The organism is Heyndrickxia camelliae, assembly GCF_002844575.1.
In the GTDB taxonomy this organism is placed as follows: domain Bacteria; phylum Bacillota; class Bacilli; order Bacillales; family Bacillaceae_C; genus Margalitia; species Margalitia camelliae.
In genome coordinates, this window is sequence record NZ_PIQO01000012.1 from 91,269 (window position 1) to 113,489 (window position 22,221).

Consider the following 22,221-nt stretch of genomic DNA (forward strand, 5'->3'; position numbering starts at 1 on the left):
GCCAGCCTTTTTTAAATTTCTATTCTCATAAATTTACAAACATCTTGAAAACCCAACTTTTCATATAAACGAATAGCACTTTCATTAAAAGAGAATACATTCAATCGAACATCTGAATAACCTAAATGTTTAAAATGCAATAAGCTTTTTTCTAATAATTGTGTTGCAACCTCTTGCCTTCTGAATTCTCTTTTTACATATACATCACTAATCCAGCCAATTTCCTCACCCGTAAACCAATCCGAACTCTTATCGATTAATACCCACCCCATTAGAAAGCCCGCTTTTTTTGCTACTAAAAAATAAGCACCGTGATGAATAGAATTTTCATAGGCTTTTATCATTTCTTCTTGGTGATTGTCGGCTGTAATCCCAGTTGCCTCTTGTCTATTTAGTCCCGCATAATCAAATATTTCGATTAGCTCCCCTTCCGTAGCTCTATCAAAGACAATGGTCATATTTTGAGCCTCCTATCAAACTCTTTTTAATAACATATAATGTGTATAACCCTCCGGAAAGTCCTCCACTGTTCCATACACTTCATAACCCTGCTTTTTATAAAATTCTGGTGCCTGGAAGCTAAAGGTATCCAGCCTTACCATCTTACACCCCTTTTCAATAGCTAGTTCTTCTATCGTTTTTAATAGTTTTGCCCCAATTCCTTTACCTCTTAAACTTTCATCTATCCATAAAAATTGAATAAAAAGGCAATGAAGTTTCGTATTTCCCGAAATCCCACCAAGAATACTTCCTTTTTCATCATGAACAGTAATACAAACTTCCTCATTCACAAAGGCTATTTCTTTATTGGAAAGAAACTGCATATTATATTCGATTAACTTTTCTCGAAGGTACGGAGCGTCCTCATTATTCCATTTAGAACGAAAAATTAACTTTTCCACTTTTATAATCTCCTTATACATGAGTAGGTGCCTTTTAATAATTCGATACGACTGTCAAAAGTCCTTTTTTGAAATTCTAAAACGGATGTGGAAGGTTTTTATCTTTGAAATAACAATAAGGCAGGAGGTGAGCCCGCATGCCTTATTTATTGTATTAACCATGAAAATAACCGATAAAAGATCAACATACAAAAATAGTAGGCCATACTAGATAAGTGGATAACCCTTTTTGTACAACTGCAATATCCATATTTGTTAATCGCAGTGTTTTTTTGTTTTTTTACTGATGACAACGGGTTTCGTTATCTGTGAAAAAGTAAGCAATTGAGGTGTTTTATGAACGCTGGCTCCGCAAAAAATGAGGAAATAAGCATTTTTTAGGAAAATCGAAACCTGTATACGCGAAACGCGGAATTCAGTCATCTCATATTCAAAAAAGTCTGATTCAAAAAATCAGACTCAAGGAATAGAATCATTAACCTATACAAATCATAATAAAATTTTTTATCCGGGTCACTCACGGTAAAAAAGACAAAATGATCAAACCGAGAGATAGCAGACTCAATCTTATATCCATATTCATAAGCCACATCAATATCATTCGTACGAAAATTAAAAAGCGGATTCCCGGAAGGCTTGATTTGCTTCGGATATCCATTTGGTTCGGCATCCAAAGTTAAGCCAGTATAATGATTGATTGTCATAATTACACTGGTCTACTAATCTCATTTGAATCGTATTCTTGCCCGAGCAATAGAATACCACTCTAATGATTTTTCTAATCCACTAAATATTTCCATAGACCCGCTCGATATGGCTCATTGCTCTCTTTGAACTCTTTCTCGATATTTGGTACATTATCACTTAAATGCTGAAGATTTCTCCCTTCTTCCTCCTTCAACAGTTCTGCTATGCATGAATTCATCTCTTAAAATCGAATACACTTTTAAGTCGTGGTGCTCTCCTTTGATAAATGCCACTTTTCTTGAAATCCCTTCAAAGGACATACCAGCCTTTTCCATTACACGGCTTGAGCCAATATTTGCAATAAAGCATCTTGCTTGAATTCGAACTAGATCCATGTTTTCAAATCCAAATTCAATTACTTTCTTGGCCGCTTCCGTTCCAATCCCTTTTCCCCAATAGTCAGGAGAGATAACGTATCCGATTTCTGCGGTATGATGCTTCGGCTGCCATGAAACAAAATCAATCGTACCTATTAATCTCCCATTTTCCTTATATTCAATTCCCCATGGAGATACTTTATTGTTTTCATATTGATTTAAAACAAACCGTACAAACTCCTCTGTATCTGCTAAAGAACGATGCCTATCCCACGTTACATATTTCGTTACTTCTTCTTTCGATCCATAGGCAAAAATATCCTCTACATCCTCTAACGTCACTTTCCGAAGCAAAAGCCGCTCTGTCTCCAAAACTGGTAATGCCGCATAAATTTTTTCCACTTCCATCCAATCACCTTTTTATTTTTTTTATCCATTATACCTGAATTTTCTAAAAATAAGGAAGCAAATTTTTCAAGAAGGAAATATTTTAGGGGTCTGTATCGCTGCCTTTTGTAGAGAAGTAAAGGGTTTCATAAAAACTACCAGTTCCACATATATCAACAACGGGGATATGACGCTTAAGGATAACTGTAGAATTAGAAGGGCCACTTGGGTTAAAAAAACCATCTATTCGGATTACCAAATAAACCATGCTGATGCAAAGTGGATAAACCATCACACGATAAACAAAGTATTAAATCTTTGGAAAAGGGGACATCTATAATTTTAGTAAGGACCCAAATTGGGATTTGAAGTATCATTAGAGATACTTTTTTCTTGAAAATAAGGTCCTGTACACCTGTACAGGACTCTTATTTGCTATATTCAAGATAATCATTAACCTCTAATAACTCCCTGTTTCAGAGCATGATAAATAGCCTCTTTCGCCCTATCGTAATCAGGAAGGAGAAGGGATTCAGCAAAAATATGAAAGTTGGCATGAAAGTTTTCCACCGTTTTTATATTCCATTGCGTTTGAGCAAATACTTTTAGAATGTGGCTTGCCTCATCATAAAATCTTGTTAGAGCCTTATTATCTGCTACGAATAAAAGGAATTTTAACAGTTGCTGTGCTTTTATTTGATAGGGAATAACATTTTTGTTTTCAAACTCATAATTTAGCTCTTCAATATACATTCTTAATGTAGATCTGTTCTCTTCATTCCACTTATCACGGGAATAATCAACAGCAACTCGGAGCAATTCAATGGTCACATCATTATATTCAATTATTTCATGCTGAGCAAAGGTCCGTACAACAGTGCCACGCCTTGGAATTCTCTCTACAATGCCATCTACCTGTAATAAATATAAGGCTTCACGAACAGGGGCTCGGCTAGTATTCAGCTCCTTCGAAACATCCTCTTCCACAATCTTTTCTCCTGCTTTAATGTTTCCTTCAATAATATTTTTTAAAATATGCTTGTATATTTGTTGCGGCAAGGACTCTCCGAACTCAGGGTGGTCCCACGAGGGATTAGAACGATCAAAAAACATGTTTAGCACTCCGTATACTTATAAAATTTATTATCTATTAGTATACATCAAAAACTGGGAAAATTCTGTTGTCCATCTTTAAAGCTCTTTTCTTGAACTTTGGGGCATTTTTCAAGGTAAGATTTCACTACTTTCTTTATTCGTCTTAGAATAGGTATCTTTTTTTAAGAAAAGATACCCCAAAGTAAAGACTAGTTTGGGATTATCAAAGGCTGCATGCCTCTTTGATAAGTTCTGGCGTATTTTCCAACACAAAATACCCAATCAATATATATACAACCCCAACTACGAACCCATTCCAATTAAATAGATAACATAGGGAACAATCTTACTATAACTGTAATACCATTCTTACCGTCTTTAAAGAATAGCCTTCAAAGTAGTCATCGAAATGAGAAACAGTCTTAAATCCTTTTGCTTCGTAAAAACGGGTGCCAATTTGATTATCTTTTTCAACATTTATATATATCTCTTTTACACCTTTTAAAAAGTGAATGCCCTCATTTAACAATGCTGTCCCTATTCCATGTCCTTGATATTGCGGATACAGATAAATGGCTCCAAGCTCAGCTTCCCCATTTTCTTTCAAAGGGGAAAAGTTCGCAAATCCAACTACCTTCTCCTCCACTTGCGCCACAAACATAATAGATTGCTCATATCGCCTTTTCATCATCTCGTCATTATAGGCAGATTTTAAAAAGCTTTCCTGAATATCTAGGGGAATAATGCCTTCATAAGTTGCATTCCAGCTTACCTTTGCTATGTTTTGGACTTGGGGGATGTCTTCTAAGTTCATTTTACGGATGGTGTATTGCATGAGTATCACTTCTCCCTTTTAAAAAGCGCTAAAGCTTCTATTAAAAACTGTATATCATAACCTGTTTTTTCATGAAGTAATGGTGCCCAATCTTCAATTCTCTCACGTTGAGGGTCATGGAAGATTCCCTCGGTTGTACTTAAAAAGCTTTCCCAGTTGTAAAATTCCCAATGGGCTATTTCTGATTTATATGGGGTTCTGCATTCTAATAGCGGCCGTGGCTTTAATAAATTTTGCGAGAATTCGGCTGCCTGCAAAAATTCAGCTTGGCCAATTGGCGCAGTGTCATAAGCCTGTTTTGAAATTTTTCCATTTGGGCGGTGATAAAGGATCTCTACTTCCCCTTCTCTTGAGTTTACTTGTATATCCGCCGCAGGGAAAAATCCGCGTAGCTTTTCCTCTGTAAACTCAATATGATGTTTGTCGATTAAAATAGGTTGTAACCATTGATCACCTAGGTCACATAAGTAACGTCTTCCATGGTCGTCCTGCGCAATGATTGCAACATGAGCATGATCTGTACCTAAATCATGACCGATAGGATAAGCTGGAATCCCTTCTTTCTGAAATTCATCAAGAAGCCAAATCGCTAGATCAAAGCAATTTCCCGATATTCCATATTGTTCTCGATGCTCTTTCATTAGAGAAACTTCTCTTTGTTTCCTTTTTGTATTCCGTTGAAAGTACCAAGCCTTTGTTAATGTCTCCATCGGGAATAGGTCAAATTTCCGCCATGCAGAAAGAATACTTTGCGGAGCGAACATATTTTTTACACCTCTTAACCTAGTATAGAAATTACATTCTACTAATCTAAAATAAATCCCTTCTTATGCAGCATCTCTTTTCATAGCTCCGTTTAAAAAACGAAAATATGGCAGCAATATTCCCAATATAGATGCTATGATAGATCCTATTAATATATATAAAGCACGAATCCCCCACGAATCACTCAACACACCAGAGTCCAACACCGGTTGGCATGACACCTCTAATATTTAAAAACCTTACTGAAAAGACTTTATCCATTAAATGATTGGGAACACTTTGTCTTTTCCTACTTGTTAGATTTAAAACATCCATTCCAACAATCCATTCAGAAAATTATTTATATAATATTCTATAATTACAAAATTAAAATTCATTATTTTTTGGAAAAAACTCGGTGTTTAAGGAAAAATATTCTTGTAAACGATATTTTATCGATGTGAAATTATACCAATAAATATAAAAGGTAACTATAAAAGGGTATGATTATATGAATCGTGATCAAATTATTGAACTTATCTCCAGCAAATATAGACTTATTCGTTTAGAAAAGGGTTATTCTCAGGAAAAGATGGCGGAAGTGATTGGTATATCAAAGAAAACACTTGTTCAAATAGAAAAAGGCAGGATTTTATCTGGCTGGACCAATGCCGTAGCGATTTGTTCGCTATTCAAGGATAGTGAGGTATTACAATCCGTTTTGGGAAATGAACCATTGGAGGTCATAGAAACTATTGCACATAATGGAATCGATCGACCCAAAGATAAATCACTTGGTGGTCGTGTTTGGTGGAAGGAAGTGAATAAAAAAGGGAAGTTCCGTTTACAGCAAAACTTAATCAGTCAGCACTATCGGATATTAGATGACGAACATTATCGCTGGTTTAGTTCGTTTGATAAAGAAGAAGCTATAAGACGTTTAAATGAATTAGACAATCAAGGATAAAACGGAGGGGTTATTTTTGAAAAAACTCACTACATACCCATATTATGCTGCACTTCCCCTTACCTTTTCCATCATCGCTTTTATATTCATTATGCTTTTTCAAGACATGGCTTATTGGGGAAAGGATACGATGGTCTGGTATAACGTTGGTGCAGGAATATCCTATGTCTCATCCCTATTGGCAACGTTTTTTCTAGTATTCTTGGTAATAAGGATTGAACATCTTCATTGTAGAAAAGTTGCCTTTCTTTTCAACAATCTTATTATGATATGCAGTGGTTTCTTGATATTTGCCTCTTTACTTTGGACAACATTTATTATCATTGCTTGGCAATCTGGGTTATAAATGGGGATGAGAATGGTGGGACGATATTATCTCTATCAATTTATATCGCTTTCCATTTGTTTATTTTTCTATGAATCCGTACTTTGCCCAAGGTTCAGTGGGCACATCCCCCTAATAATAGGTAATATTGCTTCTGTGCTAGTACTTTTTATTTTATGATACCATTTACACCTTTTCAATTATTCCTAAGGACCAGTGTCCTAATTTTGATTCTACAGGGTTTTTCGGTTTTTTTAGCGATTAAAGGATCTATGATATAATAAAATCCGGTTGGAACCTTTTCCAACCAGTCTTTACCTATTTAAAAAGGTTATTAGCTTCTAAGATGATTACCTTTTTTTGCCAAATTTATTCTAAGTTTAGGCAAGGAAACCGCCCTATCCCATGAATTGCAAAATTTCTTTTTCAGTATATTTTGAGACTCTTGTAAAGTGTTTATTCCGTGGTTTTCTAATGCTCTTCTTGCCGGTGCAGCTGGAAGTGAAAGAAATCCAACATTTGGTTTTCGTTTTTGCTCACATATCGGACAGTTTGGATAATCGCTGCTTTTATAGTATTGGATTCCCTTTTCACAAATTCTTATTTTTTAAAAGTTGGCTTTTTAGATATAACTCTACATTTTACTTAAACTCCTTCATTTGAATATCCTGTAGAACATTCCTTACAAATTGATAATATGCCGTATGCGGATAATGGCGTAATTTCTTGACCGCTTCCTGAGCAGATTCTTTAGCTTTTTCCAATTGATTTAATTCCATATAGCATAAGGCTTGGTATGATTTATTAGTTTCACGAATACCAACATCAAAGGCGGAGTACTCAATATGTTTGTCTTCATTTTTGAATAATTCTCTGAATAAAGGTAATGCCTTTTCCGGCAGTTTAAGCTTTGTATAGCATCTTGCTTTGGCATCCGCTGCAAATTCTCCATATGAATATTTCCACTCCTCATCTACTGATTCCATACTTAATAACTTTTTCTCATATTCATTCACCATATCTAGGGCTTTTTCAGGTTCATTCTCGTAAAACTCTTTATAATGAATCAAAATTAATTCCTTTTCAAGATATAGGTGATCATTATCGATTATTTCAAAAAACTTATTAATTTTATCTACAAACTCCCTAGCCTTAGCAAAATTGTTGATATTATAGTACATTAAGGCACCACGATTATGAATTTCAAAGAACCGGTTTAACATAACATGTTTATTGATATAGCCTATGACTTCATCTAACAATTGAAAAGCCTCTTCAAATTCTCCTAGGGCATCAACCGTATCAATTTTTAATAACATTAAATCAATTCGAACGGAAATCGTTTCATAATCGTTTCCCATCGCTTTGTTAAGAGCGGAGTTTATCAGTTGTATAGCTTTTTGATGGTTTCCTTGGTAACTTTCTATTTGTGCAAAGAATAAGCGAATTTTCAACACTCTGCTTTCCATGTGTAAGTCGCTATACAATTCCTCTGCCTTTGAAGCATACTTGGACCAGTCTCGTTCATCCAACATATCATATTTCGATTTAAAGTAAATATAGTATGAAAACAGACAGCGGGCATATAATTCATATATTCTGGCGGATTCATAGCTATTCCCTAATTGGGGAAGCAGTAACTTAATATGAGTAATAGCTTGTTCTATTTTATCTGAACCAGCCATACCATCCAAAATTTCTAATAGATTGGATAATTCTTTCCTTAATTCTTCTTTTGTCAAGCTCCCTCCCATCAATTCCGATACATTGACTCCTAATTGATCGGCAATATGTTTCAAATTTTCAGCTGATGGCTTTGATTTGCCGTTTTCTATTAAACTGACCATAGCTGGAGACATCTGGTCTTTTGCGACATCCGCTAAAGTCAGCTTCTTTTCTTTTCTCAGTTTTTTTATTTTTAAACCTATTTGCGTCATCATTAAACTCCTGTTCGTAATTCTTTTATTCTAATAATTATACTGTATTTTTTAATTTATTTAAAAATATTTTTAAAATCTTCAAATTTATCATTGTATTTTATTTTAAATATATTTAATATTATTTTTAAATATATTTAATAATTTGAAGGGGAGTTAGAATGGAAACACAAATTGCACATCTACAACACCAAGAAGCACCATCAACTTATGTAAAAAGAAATATGTCTTTTATTGTATGCACTTCGGCCATTGGCAGCATTGCAGAGGCCATTTATACCCTTTGCGTATCATGGTATGTTCTTGATCGTACAGGGTCCGCTTTTTTAACCTCAGCCATTGCGGCAATTTCCTTTATTGTAAATGTATTTGCCGGACCGTTTATAGGAGTTCTTGTTGATCGATTCAATCCAAAGTCAGCTATGAAGAAAGCATATATAGTTATGGCTCTGATTGGAGTAGCTTTAGCCTTATCATATATTTTTTTCCGTGATTACATAGTCTTTTCTGTGATGGTGATGGTTATCGTGAATGATGTAGCCCAAGCGTTTATTTTTCCATCACAAAACCGACTTCTACCTATACTAATTGGGAAAGATAGGATTGCAATTGTGAGTGGTTATATGTCATCAGCAAGTAATACTGCTGGATTACTCGGTAATGCGGTAGCAGGAATGTTACTCTCGTTAATTGGCTTTGTCGGAGTTATGTTAACACACTCAGCTTTATTTATTCTTGCGGCGGTCTTGGTTAAATGGTTGGTACTTCCTAAATATGAAACAAAGGAAAAACAACAACACCAAGGAAAGAGGCAATTTTGGACTGAGTTTAAGGAAGGGGCGAAAATTTTAAGGGGGCATAATGCATTACTAGCACTTACTTTTATGAATATGGGTACCAATATTGTTTCAATTGGATATTTATATATGGTTATTCTTAAAACACAATATGGGGCAACTTCATCTCAGTATGGGTTCTTTGAGGCAACCGCTGTAATGGTTTCCATTGTAACTGGTCTTTTTGTTGGTAAGATAGTAAAGAAATTTAAACCTGTAGTTATTTTAACTGGCGCTAGGATAATTTCATCTAGTTTGTATGATTCTATTATGAACTGGAAACTCTTTAATAATCGCATTTATTTTATTTGCAATCCAAACACTCTTTGGTATTTTCCAAGCGGTTGTATTCGGAACACTATTAATCACGTTAGTTGAACCTAAATATCGTGCACGGGTTGATTCCCTAGTTTTAAGTATTTCCGCATTCATGATGCCAGCCACGGTCTTTCTCGGTGGCTATCTAGCCGACCATATTCCAATTCGCTATATTTTTTACTTTGCAGGAACATGGGCAATGTTAATGGGATTGACTCCGTTGTTTAGTAAGGAGGTACGGGGATTACAAAAATTATAGCGGTTAAAAAGGATTCGTCAAATATTAGCATGTTTTGCAGTCCTTTATATTTGAAAATCTTTTTAAATCGAGAATTTTGGTGATTTTTGATCAAACGTTTGAATAACAACCAACTTGTAGTAAATTGCCGAAATAATTGACTTGTTATTATAAAATAATCTTTAACAATCATAAATAGACGCCTTTTCTAATCGGAAAGGCGTAGATCACTAAAATATCAAATTAGCTACTTTCTTTCTAAAGGAAACAAAGAATATTGCCATTGGTGTGTACATTCTACCAGCATATAATATCCGCTTACTTCATTCATCTCGATATGGGAGCTTTGTTGTCTGAGTATTACCCCTTCACCGTTTTCATTGGTCACATCAATCCAAATTTGGCCGGATGCCTTGTCATAGCGTATTATTAAACGGTTTCCATTTACAGTAAGAATTTTACCATTCCTTTTGTTTTTAGCATTATCGATAAAAGCTTTAATATCTGTTGCACCTACCGATGACAAAGAGTAATTAGATTGTTCCTCTTTTTTTTCAATTCTTATCCCAGTCTTCACTTGCTCTCGTTGATGATTGAGAAGAATCCAAGTTTACCTCTTTCAAACCTATCCAAGTCGGGAAATGAACGATATTTTTCGTGACCCATTTTTCATTTGCCATACCTAAAGGATCCTCCTCACTGAATCCAGTTGAATGGTGCAAAGTTATTGTAATGGGATTGATCATCAAGATGCCTACCAATAAAACCGAACCTTGTCTTGTAAAAGTTATAAGAATATGTTGTTTCACCAAATGAAAAATGCCGGTATTCAATAACAAGAGACTGCTGATTATAAGGAGAATCCATCTTTTCGTAGCTATAGTCCATTAACCAAATTGCAAAGCCATATATCATTAATATCAGAATACTTATGATTAAAACAGCAGTAGTCCATCGTTTGTGATACCGAAAGCCAATTACGGATAAAACAATTATATTTATCACTAAAGGAATCATATCACCCGTTAGTTTCAAGCAAAGTATGAAGTAACCTGTTAGATGCATGATAATAAGTATCAAGACTATTATAACTAATAAGATTAGTGACCATTTTGTTTTTCCATTCTTGGATTCCTCATTTTTGATTGTTTTCCAATAGATTCTCTTTATTATCTTAATTAATTGTTCAATAATTTTTGTACTTCTGGATTATTGCTGAGGATCTCATTCCCATAGTAATAACTAAGAGACAGAACAATAACTAGACCTATATAAATAAAAAATAATTGGATTTTCGTTTTTTTATCCGTCTTATAATACGATTCAGTCGTATGGATTTCTTTTTTCATCTTTAATGCCTGTTCCTCTAATTGGTTGAAGATACCTTCCATTACTTGTTGGTGGTCATTGCCAACTTGGTCACTAATAGCAAATGCACCGGTTAATTGTTGAAGATAAATCTCCTTTTTCATCTTTTCGATTTCAGAATTCAATGTATCTAAAATGCTCGTTATCTTCGTGTTAGAAATCTCCTGTTTAGCCTTGGTTATGATTTCTTCAACCACTTCTAAGTGGTGAGACTCTTTCTTTAATTTACCCACCATAATTTCAAGTTGTTCTACTTCCAGTTTGTCGCTATTTATGTTTTTTTGCTTTTTATATAAATTGTACCATTCCATTGAACCGATAATAACAATCATGAAGCCTAGGAAACTAAAACGCATTACTGAATCGGCAATCAATAATATAATGCCTATTCCCCATAGCTTTGTACTAATTCCAGCTGCAATTCTTCCTCCATCCAAAGGCGTAATCGGTATTAAATTAAATAGATTAATAAGTGCACCTAATATAATTAATAGTGCCCAAAACGGTTCATGTGTATATTGATACAACGGGATTGCCGGCAAAAAGGCTAAAAATCCAAAAAATGGCCCCATGTATGCTAAAAAGCCCTCATCCTTTGCAGTCTTGGGCATTTCCTTCAAACCGATGACCGCACCTATGAAAGGAATAAATACTGCGGGAGTAACGGGTAGTTTAATTCTTTTAGCAGCGAAAATATGACCCATTTCATGAACAAACAACAAGTAGACAAGACCAACTGCAAACTTCCATCCAAACATAACTGCATAGGTTCCTAGAGTAATAAGCATACTTAAAAGAGTATGTAGTTTAAGAAATTTAATAATCACTAATATAAATTTTAACTTACTTAATACTAGAATAATTACTGTACTTAAAATACCAATAAAGGTTTTCTTTCCACCTAGCTCTTTGCTTTTCAAATAAACATCTCCTTTTGGAAAAGTACATGCTTAATCGACTTTATTTATTTTAAAAGAGATTTCACTGTAATATTAATCTATTTACTCTTCAATTGCTTCACCACAATGATTACAATAAAGGGCATCCATGGTGTTTCCCTGTTCGCACTGAGGACAAATCTTCTCTAACTTATCCCCGCAATAACTACAAAACTTTCCATGGTTTTGATTTTTTTCATTACATGTAGGACATGTTATGGAATTGGTTGGGGTTCCTTCTATTATGGATTTTGCGATTTCCCTTACTCCTGAAGTAGTTTCCTTTGCCAAATAATTAAGTGAATCCTTTGCTACAGGAACGTATTCTCTACTTTGATATTTTGCAACAGCTCCACCGAAGCCAAGACCTGTCAGTACGAAACCCACAAAGATTGCGGGCGCTGCCACAAAAAATAACCAAAATAGTTTTGGTTCCTCAAAATCTTGAAGGGTGAAAAAATTTATGAATGCCACGATTAAACATATTACTCCTATAACGAAAAGCACAGGACCAAATATTCGAAAAAATAAACGTGTTTTTTTATGCTGCCTTGTCATAAATTTTTCCTTTTTCATAAGCTATCCCCCCGAATATGATTAGTCATATATACGGTTAAGTAAAAGCTTATGTTCCCGAATTTTTCTTCTTTTTAACGAAAAAGGGAACACTCTATTTTAAAATCGCTTCCGATGATTATTGACATCACTCCATTAATGAGGGTTAATGAACATTCTTTTATAAACCGTTCAATTAAACTGGATAAACAAAACGGACAGTGCAATAGAAACACTGTCCGCCTATAAAATCAGTAAATGTAGTGAAAATAACTTACCACAGACCAAGTACTTTCCACCAGAGGCCACCTACAATACCCCAGATGATAATATAAATAATCGAAATACCAAATCCAATGGACCACCATTTATTCTGCGATACATAGCCTGAACCAAAGAAAACAGGGGCAGGACCGGCTCCATAATGGGTCAAACATCCGAATAGATTACTGAAGAAACCCAATATTAAGGCCGTTAGCATTGGGGGTGCTCCGGTCGTAATGGCTACTCCTAAAAACGCTGCATACATGGCACTGACATGTGCTGTATTGCTGGCAAAGAAATAATGTGTATAAAAGTAAATAAGCGCTAAAATTAGCAATGCCCATATCCAAGGTAATCCTTGAACCGCTCCACCCATCCATTTACTAAAACACGGAATCATACCTAAATCATTCAGATAGGTTGCCATCATCACGAGGGCTGCAAACCAAACTAATGTATCCCATGCTCCTTCTTCTTTTTTAACATCATTCCAAGATAGAACAGATGTTATCAATAAAACGGATAAACCGATTAGTGCAGTAGTGGTGGAGTCAATCCCCAATTTCTCTCCAAAAATCCAAAGTGCTAAAATGAGCAAAAATACCGCAATCATACTCCATTCAGCCTTTTTTAAAGGTCCCATTTCTTTTAGCTTTTGCGTAGCTATGTTAGCTGCCACTGGTGTTTCCTTAATTTCGGGAGGAAAAACTTTATATATAAAATAAGGGATAACGATTAAACTGACTATACCAGGTACTATAGCCGCAACTACCCATCCTGTCCACGTTATATTTACACCTGCGCTTTTGGCTATAGTTGCCGCCAATGGATTAGCTGCCATAGCGGTCATGAACATGGCCGAGGTAATCATGTTCCCTTGAAAACCAACCTTTATTAAATACGCTCCAATCTTTTTCTCTGTCCCATCTTTAGGATCAGAGCCAAAAGTTCTTGATAAAGAATGGATGATTGGAAAAATAATACCTCCGCCGCGAGCAGTGTTACTCGGCATTGCGGGTGCTAAAATCAAATCACTAACGATAAGCGAATAAGATAATCCTAACGTTTTCTTACCAAATTTTTTAACAAACATATACGCAATACGGTTTCCTAATCCTGTTTTAATAAAACCTCTAGAAATAAAAAAGGCAATGACAATCAGCCAAATCGTCGTATTTTGAAACCCGCTTAACGCTTCTTTAAGGCCTAGCGTTCTGGTTAAAACAACAGCTGTTATGGAAAGAATTGCTACTCCGCCCATCGGCAGTGGTTTAATAATTAATCCAATAATAGTTGCCACAAAAATAGCAAACAAATGCCATGCTCTTTCATCGAGACCAGCAGGAGCACTAATAAACCAGATTACGGCCCCGACAGCCACAGTAATAATTAATGAAATAAAATTTACTTCTTTCTTCTCTTCTCCTTTTACTTGCTTCTTTTGCAATTGTTTTTGAGAGCCCATCCTTTTACTCCTTATATCACTTTTTAACAAATTTTGTGTAATGAATCACAAGTTTAACCAAATTAATGCACATTACGAGTAATGATTACGTTTTATACTGATAAGGCTTTATAGAAAGAACTAAAATTCTAATCGCCTTGTTTTTGACATCCTTTTGTTGCATGTCCATCATATTCGTATGAAAACCATCTTCCTAGTTTAAGAAAGTTTATAATTCTTTTTGTAAATAAAAAAAGTAAGCAGCTAAGATACTGCTTACAAAAAGTTTTTTATCAAGTGTGCCTTAAACTGGTTAAATTCATGCTGATACACAGGTCTTCCTACAGTTCCATAGATAACTTTGACTTCAAGTATTCCTAAATCCTTAAGAAAGTTAAGGTACTTTCTAGCTGAAACTCTTGAGATTCCTACAACATTTGCTACTTCATCAGTGGAAAAGGGCTGCTGCTTCAACTCTTGAATCGCATCCCATATTTGCTTTAAGGTATCCCTCGCTAATCCCTTTGGCAGTTCCTCTGAAATTACAGACTCTTCTCTGTGTAACAGTAAGTTATCCAGTTCCTGCTGACTAAGTGAATCCTGCTTATCCATCATCCGGGTTTGCTCTAGGTAGGCAATAAGTGCAGTCTTAAACCTTTCAAATTCAAAAGGTTTAATTAAATAGTCGACAACCCCATACCTTAATGCCTTCTTAATTCGCTCCAAATCTGATGCTGCTGTAATGATAATGACATCTATTTCAAGGTCATTTTTCCTTAGGTACGTTAACAGCTCAAGCCCCTGCTTTCCCGGCATAAAAATATCCAGAAGGATGAGCTGAACATCATTATTTTTCAAAAATGAGATGGCATCCGCAACTGAATGGACGGTTGCAGTCAAAAGGAACCCATCAATTTTGGCCAAATATTGTTTATTGATTTCTGCCACCATGGGGTCATCTTCGACAATCATTACATTAATCATTCCGTTCATCCTCTGCTTTATAAGGTATATAAACAGCAAAATTGGTTCCTTTTCCTGGCTTGGACGAAACAATCATTTCCCCTTCCAGTCTTTCAATTGCTTGCGCCGACAGATATAACCCGAACCCTCTGGTTTCTCCTTTTGTTGAGAATCCTTTATCCAGTATTCTGTTTTGAAGTGATTTCGTCATTCCCATCCCTGTATCTTTAACCTCGATGGTTAATATATCTTCTGCGTAATCCAGTCTTAAATCGACTTTTTTGTTTGAACTGCCCGCAATTGCTTCCATTGCGTTATCCAGGAGATTTCCGATAATCGTTATTAGCTCATGTGTGATCTCAGAGCTTGCAGGCATTGGAAGTTTACTTGGGCAATCAAAGGATAGTGAAGCACCTGACTCTCTGGCGAAGCTTAGTTTACCAATTAAAAATCCAGCAAGAACAGGATCTTGGATTTTCTTGGTTACAAAGCTCATTTCTGTTTCCCTCTGATTAACCGTTTCACTCACATAATTAGCAAGAGTGTCATATTGTTCCGTCCTAACCAGGCCAAGAATGACATGAAGTTTGTTTCTGAATTCATGTGCTTGGGCGCGCAGAGCATCCGCATAGTTACGCACACCAGTAAGCTGTTCAGCCAACAATTGGACTTCGGTTTTATCACGGAAAGAAGCGATTGCTCCTAACGGCTCATTTCCGACCACTACTGGAACACTGTTTACTAAGATGGTCACCCCATTCAGATTTTGTTCCTGATCTAATTCGGTTTCGCCTGATTCTATGATGTGAGTCAAACGAGCTTCCGGCAAATACTCCCCAATGTTCATACCCAATGGGTTCTCTACAAGCCCGGCTCTTTTAAAAAGCTTACTGGCTGCCCTGTTTACAAGGGTGATTTTCCCTGTTTTGTCGATAGCTATTATTCCCTCACGTACAGATTGCAGCATGGAACTACGTTCTTCAAGCAACTTAGCAATAGCGAATGGTTCGAGTCCTAAAAGGATTTTTTTGATGTATCTTGCCAGACCTACTGCTCCAATTACCCCTATTAGGATCCCGATTAACGTCCCAATAACTATCCCCATCCGTCCTTTATGCACAGCCTTGGTCACGTTTTCTAGTGAGATACCTACCGCAACCGCCCCGACTTGTTTTCCATGTGAATTCTTTATTGGAGTAAATGCCCTCATGGATCGACCGAGAGTTCCTTTTGATATGGAAACATACTCCTTTCCATGAAGAACAGGCCCTTCATCTCCCCCTCTGAAGTGCTTCCCCACTTTACTAGGATCTGGGTGTGAAAGTCGAATTCCTTTCATATCCATAACGACAATAAAATGGACATGCGTTTTATCTTTTATCTGATTCGTTAATATTTCTACTTCTTCCTTTTTAACTTTCCCATCAAAGGCCCCCATCACTTGTGGGCTAAAGGCAATCATTTTTGCTATATTTAGGGCCTTTTCTTTCTGTGTTGCTTCCACACTGTTGGTAATTCTCTTACTTATAATTAAATCCGTTATTCCAAGTGATAAGGCGACAACAATGCATACAAATATAATAATAATGGCTTGTAAACTAAGTTTGCCCTTCTTCATAATCTCCCCCAAGTCTTAATCATAATTATAGTATGTATAGAGCATATGGTTAAAATGTGGCAAAAGACCGCTTAGAATTATAAGCAGCCTTTATCATATAGGTTTCCTATAGCAAAATGGATATCAGAACCATCGCATCTTTAAATAACGAACATATTTGGGCAATTATCTTATATAAAGGTGTAATCATCTACAGCACCTTTTCCAGAAGCAAAATATTGAAATAGCACCCAAAATGACCTTTCACAAAAGCGATGAAAGACATTCATTAATATGATGTATCCAAGTATATTATAGTACTTGAAAAATGCTGAACCATTTTTGTAATTAAAAAAAGTGTTGGACAGGGATTTAAAGATAAGCAAGGTTGTAAATTGAATTGGATCTTCTTACTTAAAGGGTCTATTGGAATACAGAAAGGAAAATAGAGGTCTTCGTCAAATTATAGCAATTTTTTGCAGTCTACCTTTGATCAATATCCTTTCACTCCATACTTTATGAGAGTTTAATCAAACGTTTGATTAATAAACTACTTGTCGTAAAATGTTGAGATAGCTAAAATAGCAGGCTCGTTGTTTTCATCACTATAACTTATTTCCTTGTGCATCATCCCAATTGAAAACACTGCCTGGTTGTTCAATATTCTATTTCTATGGATGTACACAATACTCTATCAGTGACGTGTTTTAACAGGGGTTAAAAAGTTAATTACCATCCTTTCCAGTGTGATTTTTGCCCTTCACCAGCTTTAACGTCGCTACTATAAGAAAGCTAACAATCACTAGTAAGAGCCATGAACTTACCTTTCCTAGATGAACGGGACTCCATGCATCAGCCTGGTCCGGATATTCCCAAGCTCCAAAGAATGTTGCGATATTTTCAGCGACCCAAATAAAGAACCCGATGAGTACAAAAGAAAGCGCAAGAGGCATGCGATAACGAATTCCGCCAACTTCGTATGTGACCCACGTTTGCCAAAATACGATAATGACAAGTCCAGATAACCACCAACGAACATCAATCCAATAGTGGTGAGTAAAAAAGTTTAAATAAATTACCGTGGCAAGAGGTACAACTACAAAAAGCGACGGCCATTTAACCAGTTCAACGTTCAACCTCCTCCACGCTTGGCAAAGATAACTTGCCACACTTGCATACATGAAGCCGCTATACAAAGGTACTCCGAAAACTTTGGAATACCCCTCCTCAGGATAGGACCATGAGCCCATATGCACCTTAAAAAGTTCAAGCGCAAGTCCAATAAGGTGAAACATAGTGATAACTTTTATTTCATCCCGTGTTTCTAAACCTGAACGTACCATGAACCATTGCATCAGCAAACAGATAATAAGCAGCCAATCATACCGTGGCAGGATTGGCGGTGTAAAGACCTTTGTTAAAGCCAAAGAGGCAAAAATTACGACAGGAAATAAACATGATAGAGCCTGCTCCCAGCCAAAACGAACAAGTTGTTTTACTGCTCTCGTAACTTGAGCCTTTAAAGTTTTTTTCTGTACATCATCTTGAATGATTAAATTCATGAGTAACCCCTCTTTTGAATTGAATCCAATGAATTTGTCGAAGAAGAAATCTTGTTTTATTCCATCTAAAGATACTTTTAGGTATCTTCCTCATTTCTGTATTCTAAAATATCTCCGGGTTGACATTCTAAAGCCTTACAAATCGCGTCCAAAGTGGAAAGCCTAACTGCTTTTGCCTTTCCATTTTTCAGAATTGAAAGGTTAGCCATCGTTATTCCGACTCTCTCCGAAAGTTCTGTAACGCTCATTTTTCTTTTAGCCAGCATCACATCAATATTGATTATAATCGCCATCTTCTTCACCTCAGACTGTTAAATCGTTTTCTGATTTTATATCAATCGCCTCTTTTAAAAGCCTTTGAAGTACTGCAGCAAAGACTGCGATAACCATCGAAGCAAAAGGAATAACCAATCCGACAAAGATAACACCCGGGGCGTCGTCTTTATCGGCGAATAGATAAAAGAGCGGTAAGAGAAGCACGTGTAGGCAACTGATAGTAATCGCACAGTATTTGATTTTCTTTAAGGCAATTACTGAGCTTTGAGAAAATGCTATGCTTCTGTCAATATAACTTAGCAGTGCTAAAGCCTGATACAAAGCATAGTAAAAAGGGAGTGCTGCCGCATACAAGATAATTAAAACAGGATATTTTATATACGCCATATTAGGTAGTAGCTTTGCTACAATATTTCCTATCTCAGGAACCCCAAATATACACAAAGCAAGAATCGCTATTCCAATAAAAAAAATAACGGACTTCAAAAAGATGGTTGAACCTCGCTTCATAAATAGCACCTCACTGATTTAATGTGATTTTGATTTTAACATATTATTTATCGTTTTACAATAAATTAATATTGTTTTATATCATATTGTTATTGTTATGCAGCGAATTAACCCCTAGTTTAAATGATGAGTTTTCCTTTTTGATCCTTACAATTCCAAATAAATAACTTTTTTAATGGGCAAGCTTATCCTTGGTAGATCCTAACTATTGAAAAACCTCATATAATGCAACAAAACAAGAGGCAACAGTCTTAATGGGTTGAAAGCATCTTTACTCATTAGAAGAGCTTTATCAGACGCCATTCATATAGCCTTCCCCTCCATCTCCTTCCTGCTTATCTCCATAATCATCCCGCATGATTTTTCCCTGCCAAATGTATTATGATAAATGTGAACGTCAAGGAATATTGAAAATAATAAAGGAGGAATGGCTATGTTTCATTCTATTACAGAGTTTTTAAACCAATGGGAACATGAAAGCAGCTCAACTCAAAAGGTTCTAGATGCATTAAGCGATGAATCGCTACAGCAGAAGGTATCCCTTGAGGGAAGAAATTTAGGAAGAATGGCTTGGCATATTGTGACGTCACTCTATGAGTTCATTTCGCAAACAGGTTTACAATTCGAAGGTGCTAAGTCTGAACAGGATGTGCCAACTTCTGCAAAGGAAATTGCCGATCAATATCGCAAATCTAATGAAGCAATGGTCTCTGCAATCAAAGAGCAATGGTCAGATGAATCTCTCAAGGAAGTGCACAATTTGTTTGGCCACCCTTCGCCAAATAGTCTTACCCTGCTAACTTTAATCTTGCATCAAACGCATCATCGCGGACAAATGACGGTGCTAATGAGACAAGCTGGCCTTAAAGTTCCAGGTGTATACGGCCCTTCTCAAGAAGAGTGGAATGCAATTGGGATGGAACCACCTAAACTTTAATAGAAAAAACCCCTTAGTTTATATACCAGCTAAGGGTCTTCTCTTTTTACTACAAACTATCAGATTCCCCTCGGTTTAATATCAAACTCACCGAATTTCGGATGAACTGTTTACATTACGTCGTTAACTTAATGGTGAAACTACAAAAATAGATCCAAAAAGCTATTGTAAAAATACCATTTGAATCATAGTGTTTAAAACTTCCTCATCTTCTTTGGAATACGCAATATTATTTGCTGCTTCAGTTTATTCTTGAACTGCATTTCGGACTTCATAACTATACGGCACGGGTCATGAGTTTTCTTTTCATATCCGCGTTTTTCCGATCTATATCAGATAAGTCCACCAAGAGGGGCAGAAAATGATTCCATAAAGAAAAAAGAGGCCTGACATGTTCAGCCTCTTTTTTCTTATAAACATAACTGATCCTTTTCATTTTGCAATGGTTTCAATTAATGGTTTCAACCAGTCATGTAAATTCGTAAATTGGAACCCACTATTTCTTGCCTTTTCATTCGCCATATACCATGAAGATGGAATCGCATAAGGTGAACATATTTCATCATTTCCAACTAAGGAGATTTTTGCTGATTTTCCAGTAGCTTCTTCGACCAACTTTATTAATTCGGATAATGCAATCTTCCCGCTTGCTGTTGCATTATATGGCCCCTCCACTTCTGAGAAGCCAGCCCATTTTAAAAACCGTGCTGCCTCTGTTGCTTGGATAAAGGACATTTCTGCGTCCATATTTAAAAATCCGATAGGCTCTCCATTTGCGACACGTTCAACGTGGAAATGTAAACGGCGTGTATAATCATTTTCTCCCATTACGATAGGGAAGCGAACTGCTACAACCGGGAATTTCGCATATTTAAAGAAAACCGCCTCCGCTTGACGTTTTCCTTCCCCGTAAGAGAAATCTTCACTATTACCAAACCGAATTTCATAATGATAAGGATCAAAATCATCCTCATTTTTTACTTTCCCATCCATTTCATACGTAGAAAGTGTAGAGGTGAAAACAAGCTTGCCAATTTTCCCATTGAAAACTTCACAAAACTCATAAGCTTCATTTGGAGAAAAGCAAATATTATCATAAACAATATCAAATGTACGATCTTCCGCTACTTTTGCCAGCTCTTCCTTATTGGAACGATCTCCGATAAGATGTTCTACTTTGTCACCAAATGGATTGCCGGATTTACCCCGAGTCATGATCGCAATATTATGTCCTTCTTCAATCAGTAACTCCACCAATTCACGGCCAAAGAAACGAGTGCCACCTAATACTAAAATATTTTTCATTAATTCGTTCTCCTTTATATTTGATAGTTTAATAAGACTTCACGTTACCTTTTCGTCTATCACTTTTTAGAAAATTATCTTATTAAAAGAGTTACTGTTAAGGTTCTATATTAATAGGCATAATCCTTCTTTCTCCTAGCGCAGACTAATCATGATTTTGGAATTAAGTGGTGCAAGGGCTCCCCTCATCCCAGAATGGACCGAAATTACAAGTGAACGGACCGAATTTACGACTTATCAGCACGAAAAACACATAGAACAGACCGAAAAACGAAGTGAACGGACCGTTTTGGGTATATGTACCTATACGAACTTCATCAGCACCTAAATTAATTTTCCATTGATGGAGAACCATTCATGATACAATTCCTCGGTTGTGAGAAATTGATAGTCTTTTGAAAATGCCCTTTTAATTTCCTTTGCGTTATCAATTGCAAAGGCAAGCCATTCATGCCCTTCGTCGTGATACGAAAAGTAAGTAGACGGATGTAAGCCCGGAGCAATTCTCCTCGAAAAATGGGTTGCCACTCCTTCCCGATAAGACCAAATCAGAGGGCTGTTCCACTTCGTTTTTGTCCAATCCATCCCCGCATTATATGTCAAAATATTTTGAGCTGCGTGTCCAAATTCATGGGCAACTATTACTCTTAAGTGATCTGAATCTGGTGATAATTTTTCTAAAACGAATGTAATGTTAGGAATGATTTGCCGATAATTATATGCGTTGGAACCGAATCCTCCGACAATCAAGTGAACATCAATCGGAAACGTAACTGGATACAGTTTAGAATATTCTTCTGTTACTTCCTTTATGATTGGAAATACATTTTGATGAACTTCTTTTATCGTTGAAA

24 protein-coding genes and 1 pseudogene are annotated in these 22,221 nt (G+C 36.1%); 4 read left to right on the forward strand and 21 right to left on the reverse strand.

The window, feature by feature from the left end; all coding sequences use genetic code 11:
* Positions 1–11: 11 nt before the first annotated feature.
* The 7 genes from CWO92_RS15385 to CWO92_RS15415 form a co-directional block, all read right to left on the reverse strand.
* Complete coding sequence (locus tag CWO92_RS15385) at positions 12–458, reverse strand: GNAT family N-acetyltransferase (RefSeq protein WP_101355101.1); 447 nt, start codon at positions 456–458, stop codon at positions 12–14.
* A 15-nt stretch (positions 459–473) separates the two neighbouring features.
* Positions 474–923: a GNAT family N-acetyltransferase gene (locus CWO92_RS15390; RefSeq protein ID WP_101355102.1), complete on the reverse strand. Its 450-nt coding sequence runs from the start codon at positions 921–923 to the stop codon at positions 474–476.
* A 398-nt stretch (positions 924–1,321) separates the two neighbouring features.
* A complete protein-coding gene (locus CWO92_RS15395) occupies positions 1,322–1,606 on the reverse strand; it encodes a hypothetical protein (RefSeq protein WP_233270051.1) in 285 nt (94 codons plus the stop codon).
* A gap of 156 nt (positions 1,607–1,762) precedes the next feature.
* Positions 1,763–2,374 (reverse strand): GNAT family N-acetyltransferase, encoded by a 612-nt coding sequence (locus tag CWO92_RS15400; protein ID WP_101355103.1) that lies wholly within the window; start codon positions 2,372–2,374, stop codon positions 1,763–1,765.
* A 432-nt stretch (positions 2,375–2,806) separates the two neighbouring features.
* Positions 2,807–3,466: a GntR family transcriptional regulator gene (locus tag CWO92_RS15405; protein WP_101355104.1), complete on the reverse strand. Its 660-nt coding sequence runs from the start codon at positions 3,464–3,466 to the stop codon at positions 2,807–2,809.
* A 331-nt stretch (positions 3,467–3,797) separates the two neighbouring features.
* The gene (locus CWO92_RS15410) at positions 3,798–4,283 is read right to left on the reverse strand and encodes a GNAT family N-acetyltransferase (RefSeq protein WP_101355105.1); all 486 of its coding nucleotides are present in this window, start codon (positions 4,281–4,283) and stop codon (positions 3,798–3,800) included.
* A gap of 5 nt (positions 4,284–4,288) precedes the next feature.
* Entirely contained in the window at positions 4,289–5,047 is a 759-nt protein-coding gene (locus CWO92_RS15415; protein ID WP_101355106.1) for a hypothetical protein, read from the reverse strand.
* 491 nt (positions 5,048–5,538) lie between these two features.
* On the opposite strand from CWO92_RS15415, the gene CWO92_RS15420 reads away from it, so the two are divergent.
* Together CWO92_RS15420 and CWO92_RS15425 are read left to right on the forward strand one after the other, a co-directional pair.
* Positions 5,539–5,994: a helix-turn-helix transcriptional regulator gene (locus CWO92_RS15420; RefSeq protein ID WP_101355107.1), complete on the forward strand. Its 456-nt coding sequence runs from the start codon at positions 5,539–5,541 to the stop codon at positions 5,992–5,994.
* A 16-nt stretch (positions 5,995–6,010) separates the two neighbouring features.
* Complete coding sequence (locus CWO92_RS15425; RefSeq protein WP_101355108.1) at positions 6,011–6,340, forward strand: hypothetical protein; 330 nt, start codon at positions 6,011–6,013, stop codon at positions 6,338–6,340.
* Between the two features lie 313 nt (positions 6,341–6,653).
* On the opposite strand, the pseudogene CWO92_RS26080 reads toward CWO92_RS15425, so the two are convergent.
* A pseudogene (locus tag CWO92_RS26080) lies at positions 6,654–6,923 on the reverse strand (helix-hairpin-helix domain-containing protein).
* Positions 6,924–6,960: 37 nt separating this feature from the next.
* Positions 6,961–8,256 carry a helix-turn-helix domain-containing protein gene (locus tag CWO92_RS15430; RefSeq protein WP_207767803.1) on the reverse strand — a complete coding sequence of 432 codons (1,296 nt, stop codon included), beginning with the start codon at positions 8,254–8,256 and terminating at the stop codon, positions 6,961–6,963.
* A 161-nt stretch (positions 8,257–8,417) separates the two neighbouring features.
* Here CWO92_RS15430 and CWO92_RS15435 point away from each other — a divergent pair, with 161 nt between their 5' ends.
* Positions 8,418–9,470 (forward strand): MFS transporter, encoded by a 1,053-nt coding sequence (locus CWO92_RS15435; protein WP_235851618.1) that lies wholly within the window; start codon positions 8,418–8,420, stop codon positions 9,468–9,470.
* 425 nt (positions 9,471–9,895) lie between these two features.
* Here the strand turns inward: CWO92_RS15435 and CWO92_RS15440 are convergent, their stop codons facing one another.
* The 10 genes from CWO92_RS15440 to CWO92_RS15485 form a co-directional block, all read right to left on the reverse strand.
* Positions 9,896–10,225, reverse strand: a complete 330-nt coding sequence (locus CWO92_RS15440; RefSeq protein ID WP_101355110.1) for a hypothetical protein — start codon at positions 10,223–10,225, stop codon at positions 9,896–9,898.
* Positions 10,203–10,394: a hypothetical protein gene (locus CWO92_RS26085; protein ID WP_235851619.1), complete on the reverse strand. Its 192-nt coding sequence runs from the start codon at positions 10,392–10,394 to the stop codon at positions 10,203–10,205. Before CWO92_RS26085 ends, CWO92_RS15440 begins: the two co-directional genes overlap by 23 nt.
* A 432-nt stretch (positions 10,395–10,826) precedes the next feature.
* Positions 10,827–11,936 carry a site-2 protease family protein gene (locus CWO92_RS15450; protein WP_101355111.1) on the reverse strand — a complete coding sequence of 370 codons (1,110 nt, stop codon included), beginning with the start codon at positions 11,934–11,936 and terminating at the stop codon, positions 10,827–10,829.
* Positions 11,937–12,017: 81 nt separating this feature from the next.
* Positions 12,018–12,530, reverse strand: coding sequence for a double zinc ribbon domain-containing protein (locus tag CWO92_RS15455; RefSeq protein ID WP_101355112.1), 513 nt, complete (start codon positions 12,528–12,530; stop codon positions 12,018–12,020).
* A gap of 253 nt (positions 12,531–12,783) precedes the next feature.
* Positions 12,784–14,238 carry an anion permease gene (locus tag CWO92_RS15460; RefSeq protein WP_101355113.1) on the reverse strand — a complete coding sequence of 485 codons (1,455 nt, stop codon included), beginning with the start codon at positions 14,236–14,238 and terminating at the stop codon, positions 12,784–12,786.
* A gap of 255 nt (positions 14,239–14,493) precedes the next feature.
* Positions 14,494–15,201: a response regulator gene (locus CWO92_RS15465; RefSeq protein ID WP_101355114.1), complete on the reverse strand. Its 708-nt coding sequence runs from the start codon at positions 15,199–15,201 to the stop codon at positions 14,494–14,496.
* Positions 15,194–16,798, reverse strand: a complete 1,605-nt coding sequence (dcuS, locus tag CWO92_RS15470; RefSeq protein WP_101355115.1) for a DcuS/MalK family sensor histidine kinase — start codon at positions 16,796–16,798, stop codon at positions 15,194–15,196. The genes CWO92_RS15465 and dcuS overlap by 8 nt, the downstream gene beginning before the upstream one ends.
* A gap of 704 nt (positions 16,799–17,502) precedes the next feature.
* Positions 17,503–18,339 carry a DUF817 domain-containing protein gene (locus CWO92_RS15475; protein ID WP_101355116.1) on the reverse strand — a complete coding sequence of 279 codons (837 nt, stop codon included), beginning with the start codon at positions 18,337–18,339 and terminating at the stop codon, positions 17,503–17,505.
* A 77-nt stretch (positions 18,340–18,416) separates the two neighbouring features.
* Complete coding sequence (locus tag CWO92_RS15480; RefSeq protein WP_101355117.1) at positions 18,417–18,632, reverse strand: helix-turn-helix domain-containing protein; 216 nt, start codon at positions 18,630–18,632, stop codon at positions 18,417–18,419.
* 10 nt (positions 18,633–18,642) lie between these two features.
* Positions 18,643–19,125 (reverse strand): DUF2975 domain-containing protein, encoded by a 483-nt coding sequence (locus CWO92_RS15485; protein WP_101355118.1) that lies wholly within the window; start codon positions 19,123–19,125, stop codon positions 18,643–18,645.
* A 433-nt stretch (positions 19,126–19,558) separates the two neighbouring features.
* Between CWO92_RS15485 and CWO92_RS15490 the strand changes: the two genes are divergently transcribed.
* Entirely contained in the window at positions 19,559–20,062 is a 504-nt protein-coding gene (locus CWO92_RS15490; protein WP_101355119.1) for a DinB family protein, read from the forward strand.
* 432 nt (positions 20,063–20,494) lie between these two features.
* On the opposite strand, the gene CWO92_RS15495 is transcribed toward CWO92_RS15490, so the two are convergent.
* Entirely contained in the window at positions 20,495–21,367 is an 873-nt protein-coding gene (locus CWO92_RS15495) for an NAD-dependent epimerase/dehydratase family protein (protein ID WP_101355120.1), read from the reverse strand.
* A 324-nt stretch (positions 21,368–21,691) separates the two neighbouring features.
* Positions 21,692–22,117 carry a hypothetical protein gene (locus CWO92_RS15500; protein WP_101355121.1) on the reverse strand — a complete coding sequence of 142 codons (426 nt, stop codon included), beginning with the start codon at positions 22,115–22,117 and terminating at the stop codon, positions 21,692–21,694.
* Positions 22,118–22,221 lie beyond the last annotated feature (104 nt).

Coding starts and splice junctions, on each gene's coding strand:
- CWO92_RS15390 (WP_101355102.1), bottom strand. CDS start 923: ATGTATAAGGAGATTATAAAAGTGGAAAAGTTAATTTTTCGTTCTAAA.
- CWO92_RS15490 (WP_101355119.1), top strand. CDS start 19,559: ATGTTTCATTCTATTACAGAGTTTTTAAACCAATGGGAACATGAAAGC.
- CWO92_RS15460 (WP_101355113.1), bottom strand. CDS start 14,238: ATGGGCTCTCAAAAACAATTGCAAAAGAAGCAAGTAAAAGGAGAAGAG.
- CWO92_RS15495 (WP_101355120.1), bottom strand. CDS start 21,367: ATGAAAAATATTTTAGTATTAGGTGGCACTCGTTTCTTTGGCCGTGAA.
- CWO92_RS15410 (WP_101355105.1), bottom strand. CDS start 4,283: ATGCAATACACCATCCGTAAAATGAACTTAGAAGACATCCCCCAAGTC.
- CWO92_RS15400 (WP_101355103.1), bottom strand. CDS start 2,374: ATGGAAGTGGAAAAAATTTATGCGGCATTACCAGTTTTGGAGACAGAG.
- CWO92_RS15430 (WP_207767803.1), bottom strand. CDS start 8,256: ATGACGCAAATAGGTTTAAAAATAAAAAAACTGAGAAAAGAAAAGAAG.
- dcuS (WP_101355115.1), bottom strand. CDS start 16,798: ATGAAGAAGGGCAAACTTAGTTTACAAGCCATTATTATTATATTTGTA.
- CWO92_RS15485 (WP_101355118.1), bottom strand. CDS start 19,125: ATGAAGCGAGGTTCAACCATCTTTTTGAAGTCCGTTATTTTTTTTATT.
- CWO92_RS15395 (WP_233270051.1), bottom strand. CDS start 1,606: ATGACAATCAATCATTATACTGGCTTAACTTTGGATGCCGAACCAAAT.
- CWO92_RS15420 (WP_101355107.1), top strand. CDS start 5,539: ATGAATCGTGATCAAATTATTGAACTTATCTCCAGCAAATATAGACTT.
- CWO92_RS15385 (WP_101355101.1), bottom strand. CDS start 458: ATGACCATTGTCTTTGATAGAGCTACGGAAGGGGAGCTAATCGAAATA.
- CWO92_RS15435 (WP_235851618.1), top strand. CDS start 8,418: ATGGAAACACAAATTGCACATCTACAACACCAAGAAGCACCATCAACT.
- CWO92_RS15465 (WP_101355114.1), bottom strand. CDS start 15,201: ATGATTAATGTAATGATTGTCGAAGATGACCCCATGGTGGCAGAAATC.
- CWO92_RS15455 (WP_101355112.1), bottom strand. CDS start 12,530: ATGAAAAAGGAAAAATTTATGACAAGGCAGCATAAAAAAACACGTTTA.
- CWO92_RS26085 (WP_235851619.1), bottom strand. CDS start 10,394: ATGATCAATCCCATTACAATAACTTTGCACCATTCAACTGGATTCAGT.
- CWO92_RS15415 (WP_101355106.1), bottom strand. CDS start 5,047: ATGTTCGCTCCGCAAAGTATTCTTTCTGCATGGCGGAAATTTGACCTA.
- CWO92_RS15480 (WP_101355117.1), bottom strand. CDS start 18,632: ATGGCGATTATAATCAATATTGATGTGATGCTGGCTAAAAGAAAAATG.
- CWO92_RS15405 (WP_101355104.1), bottom strand. CDS start 3,466: ATGTTTTTTGATCGTTCTAATCCCTCGTGGGACCACCCTGAGTTCGGA.
- CWO92_RS15475 (WP_101355116.1), bottom strand. CDS start 18,339: ATGAATTTAATCATTCAAGATGATGTACAGAAAAAAACTTTAAAGGCT.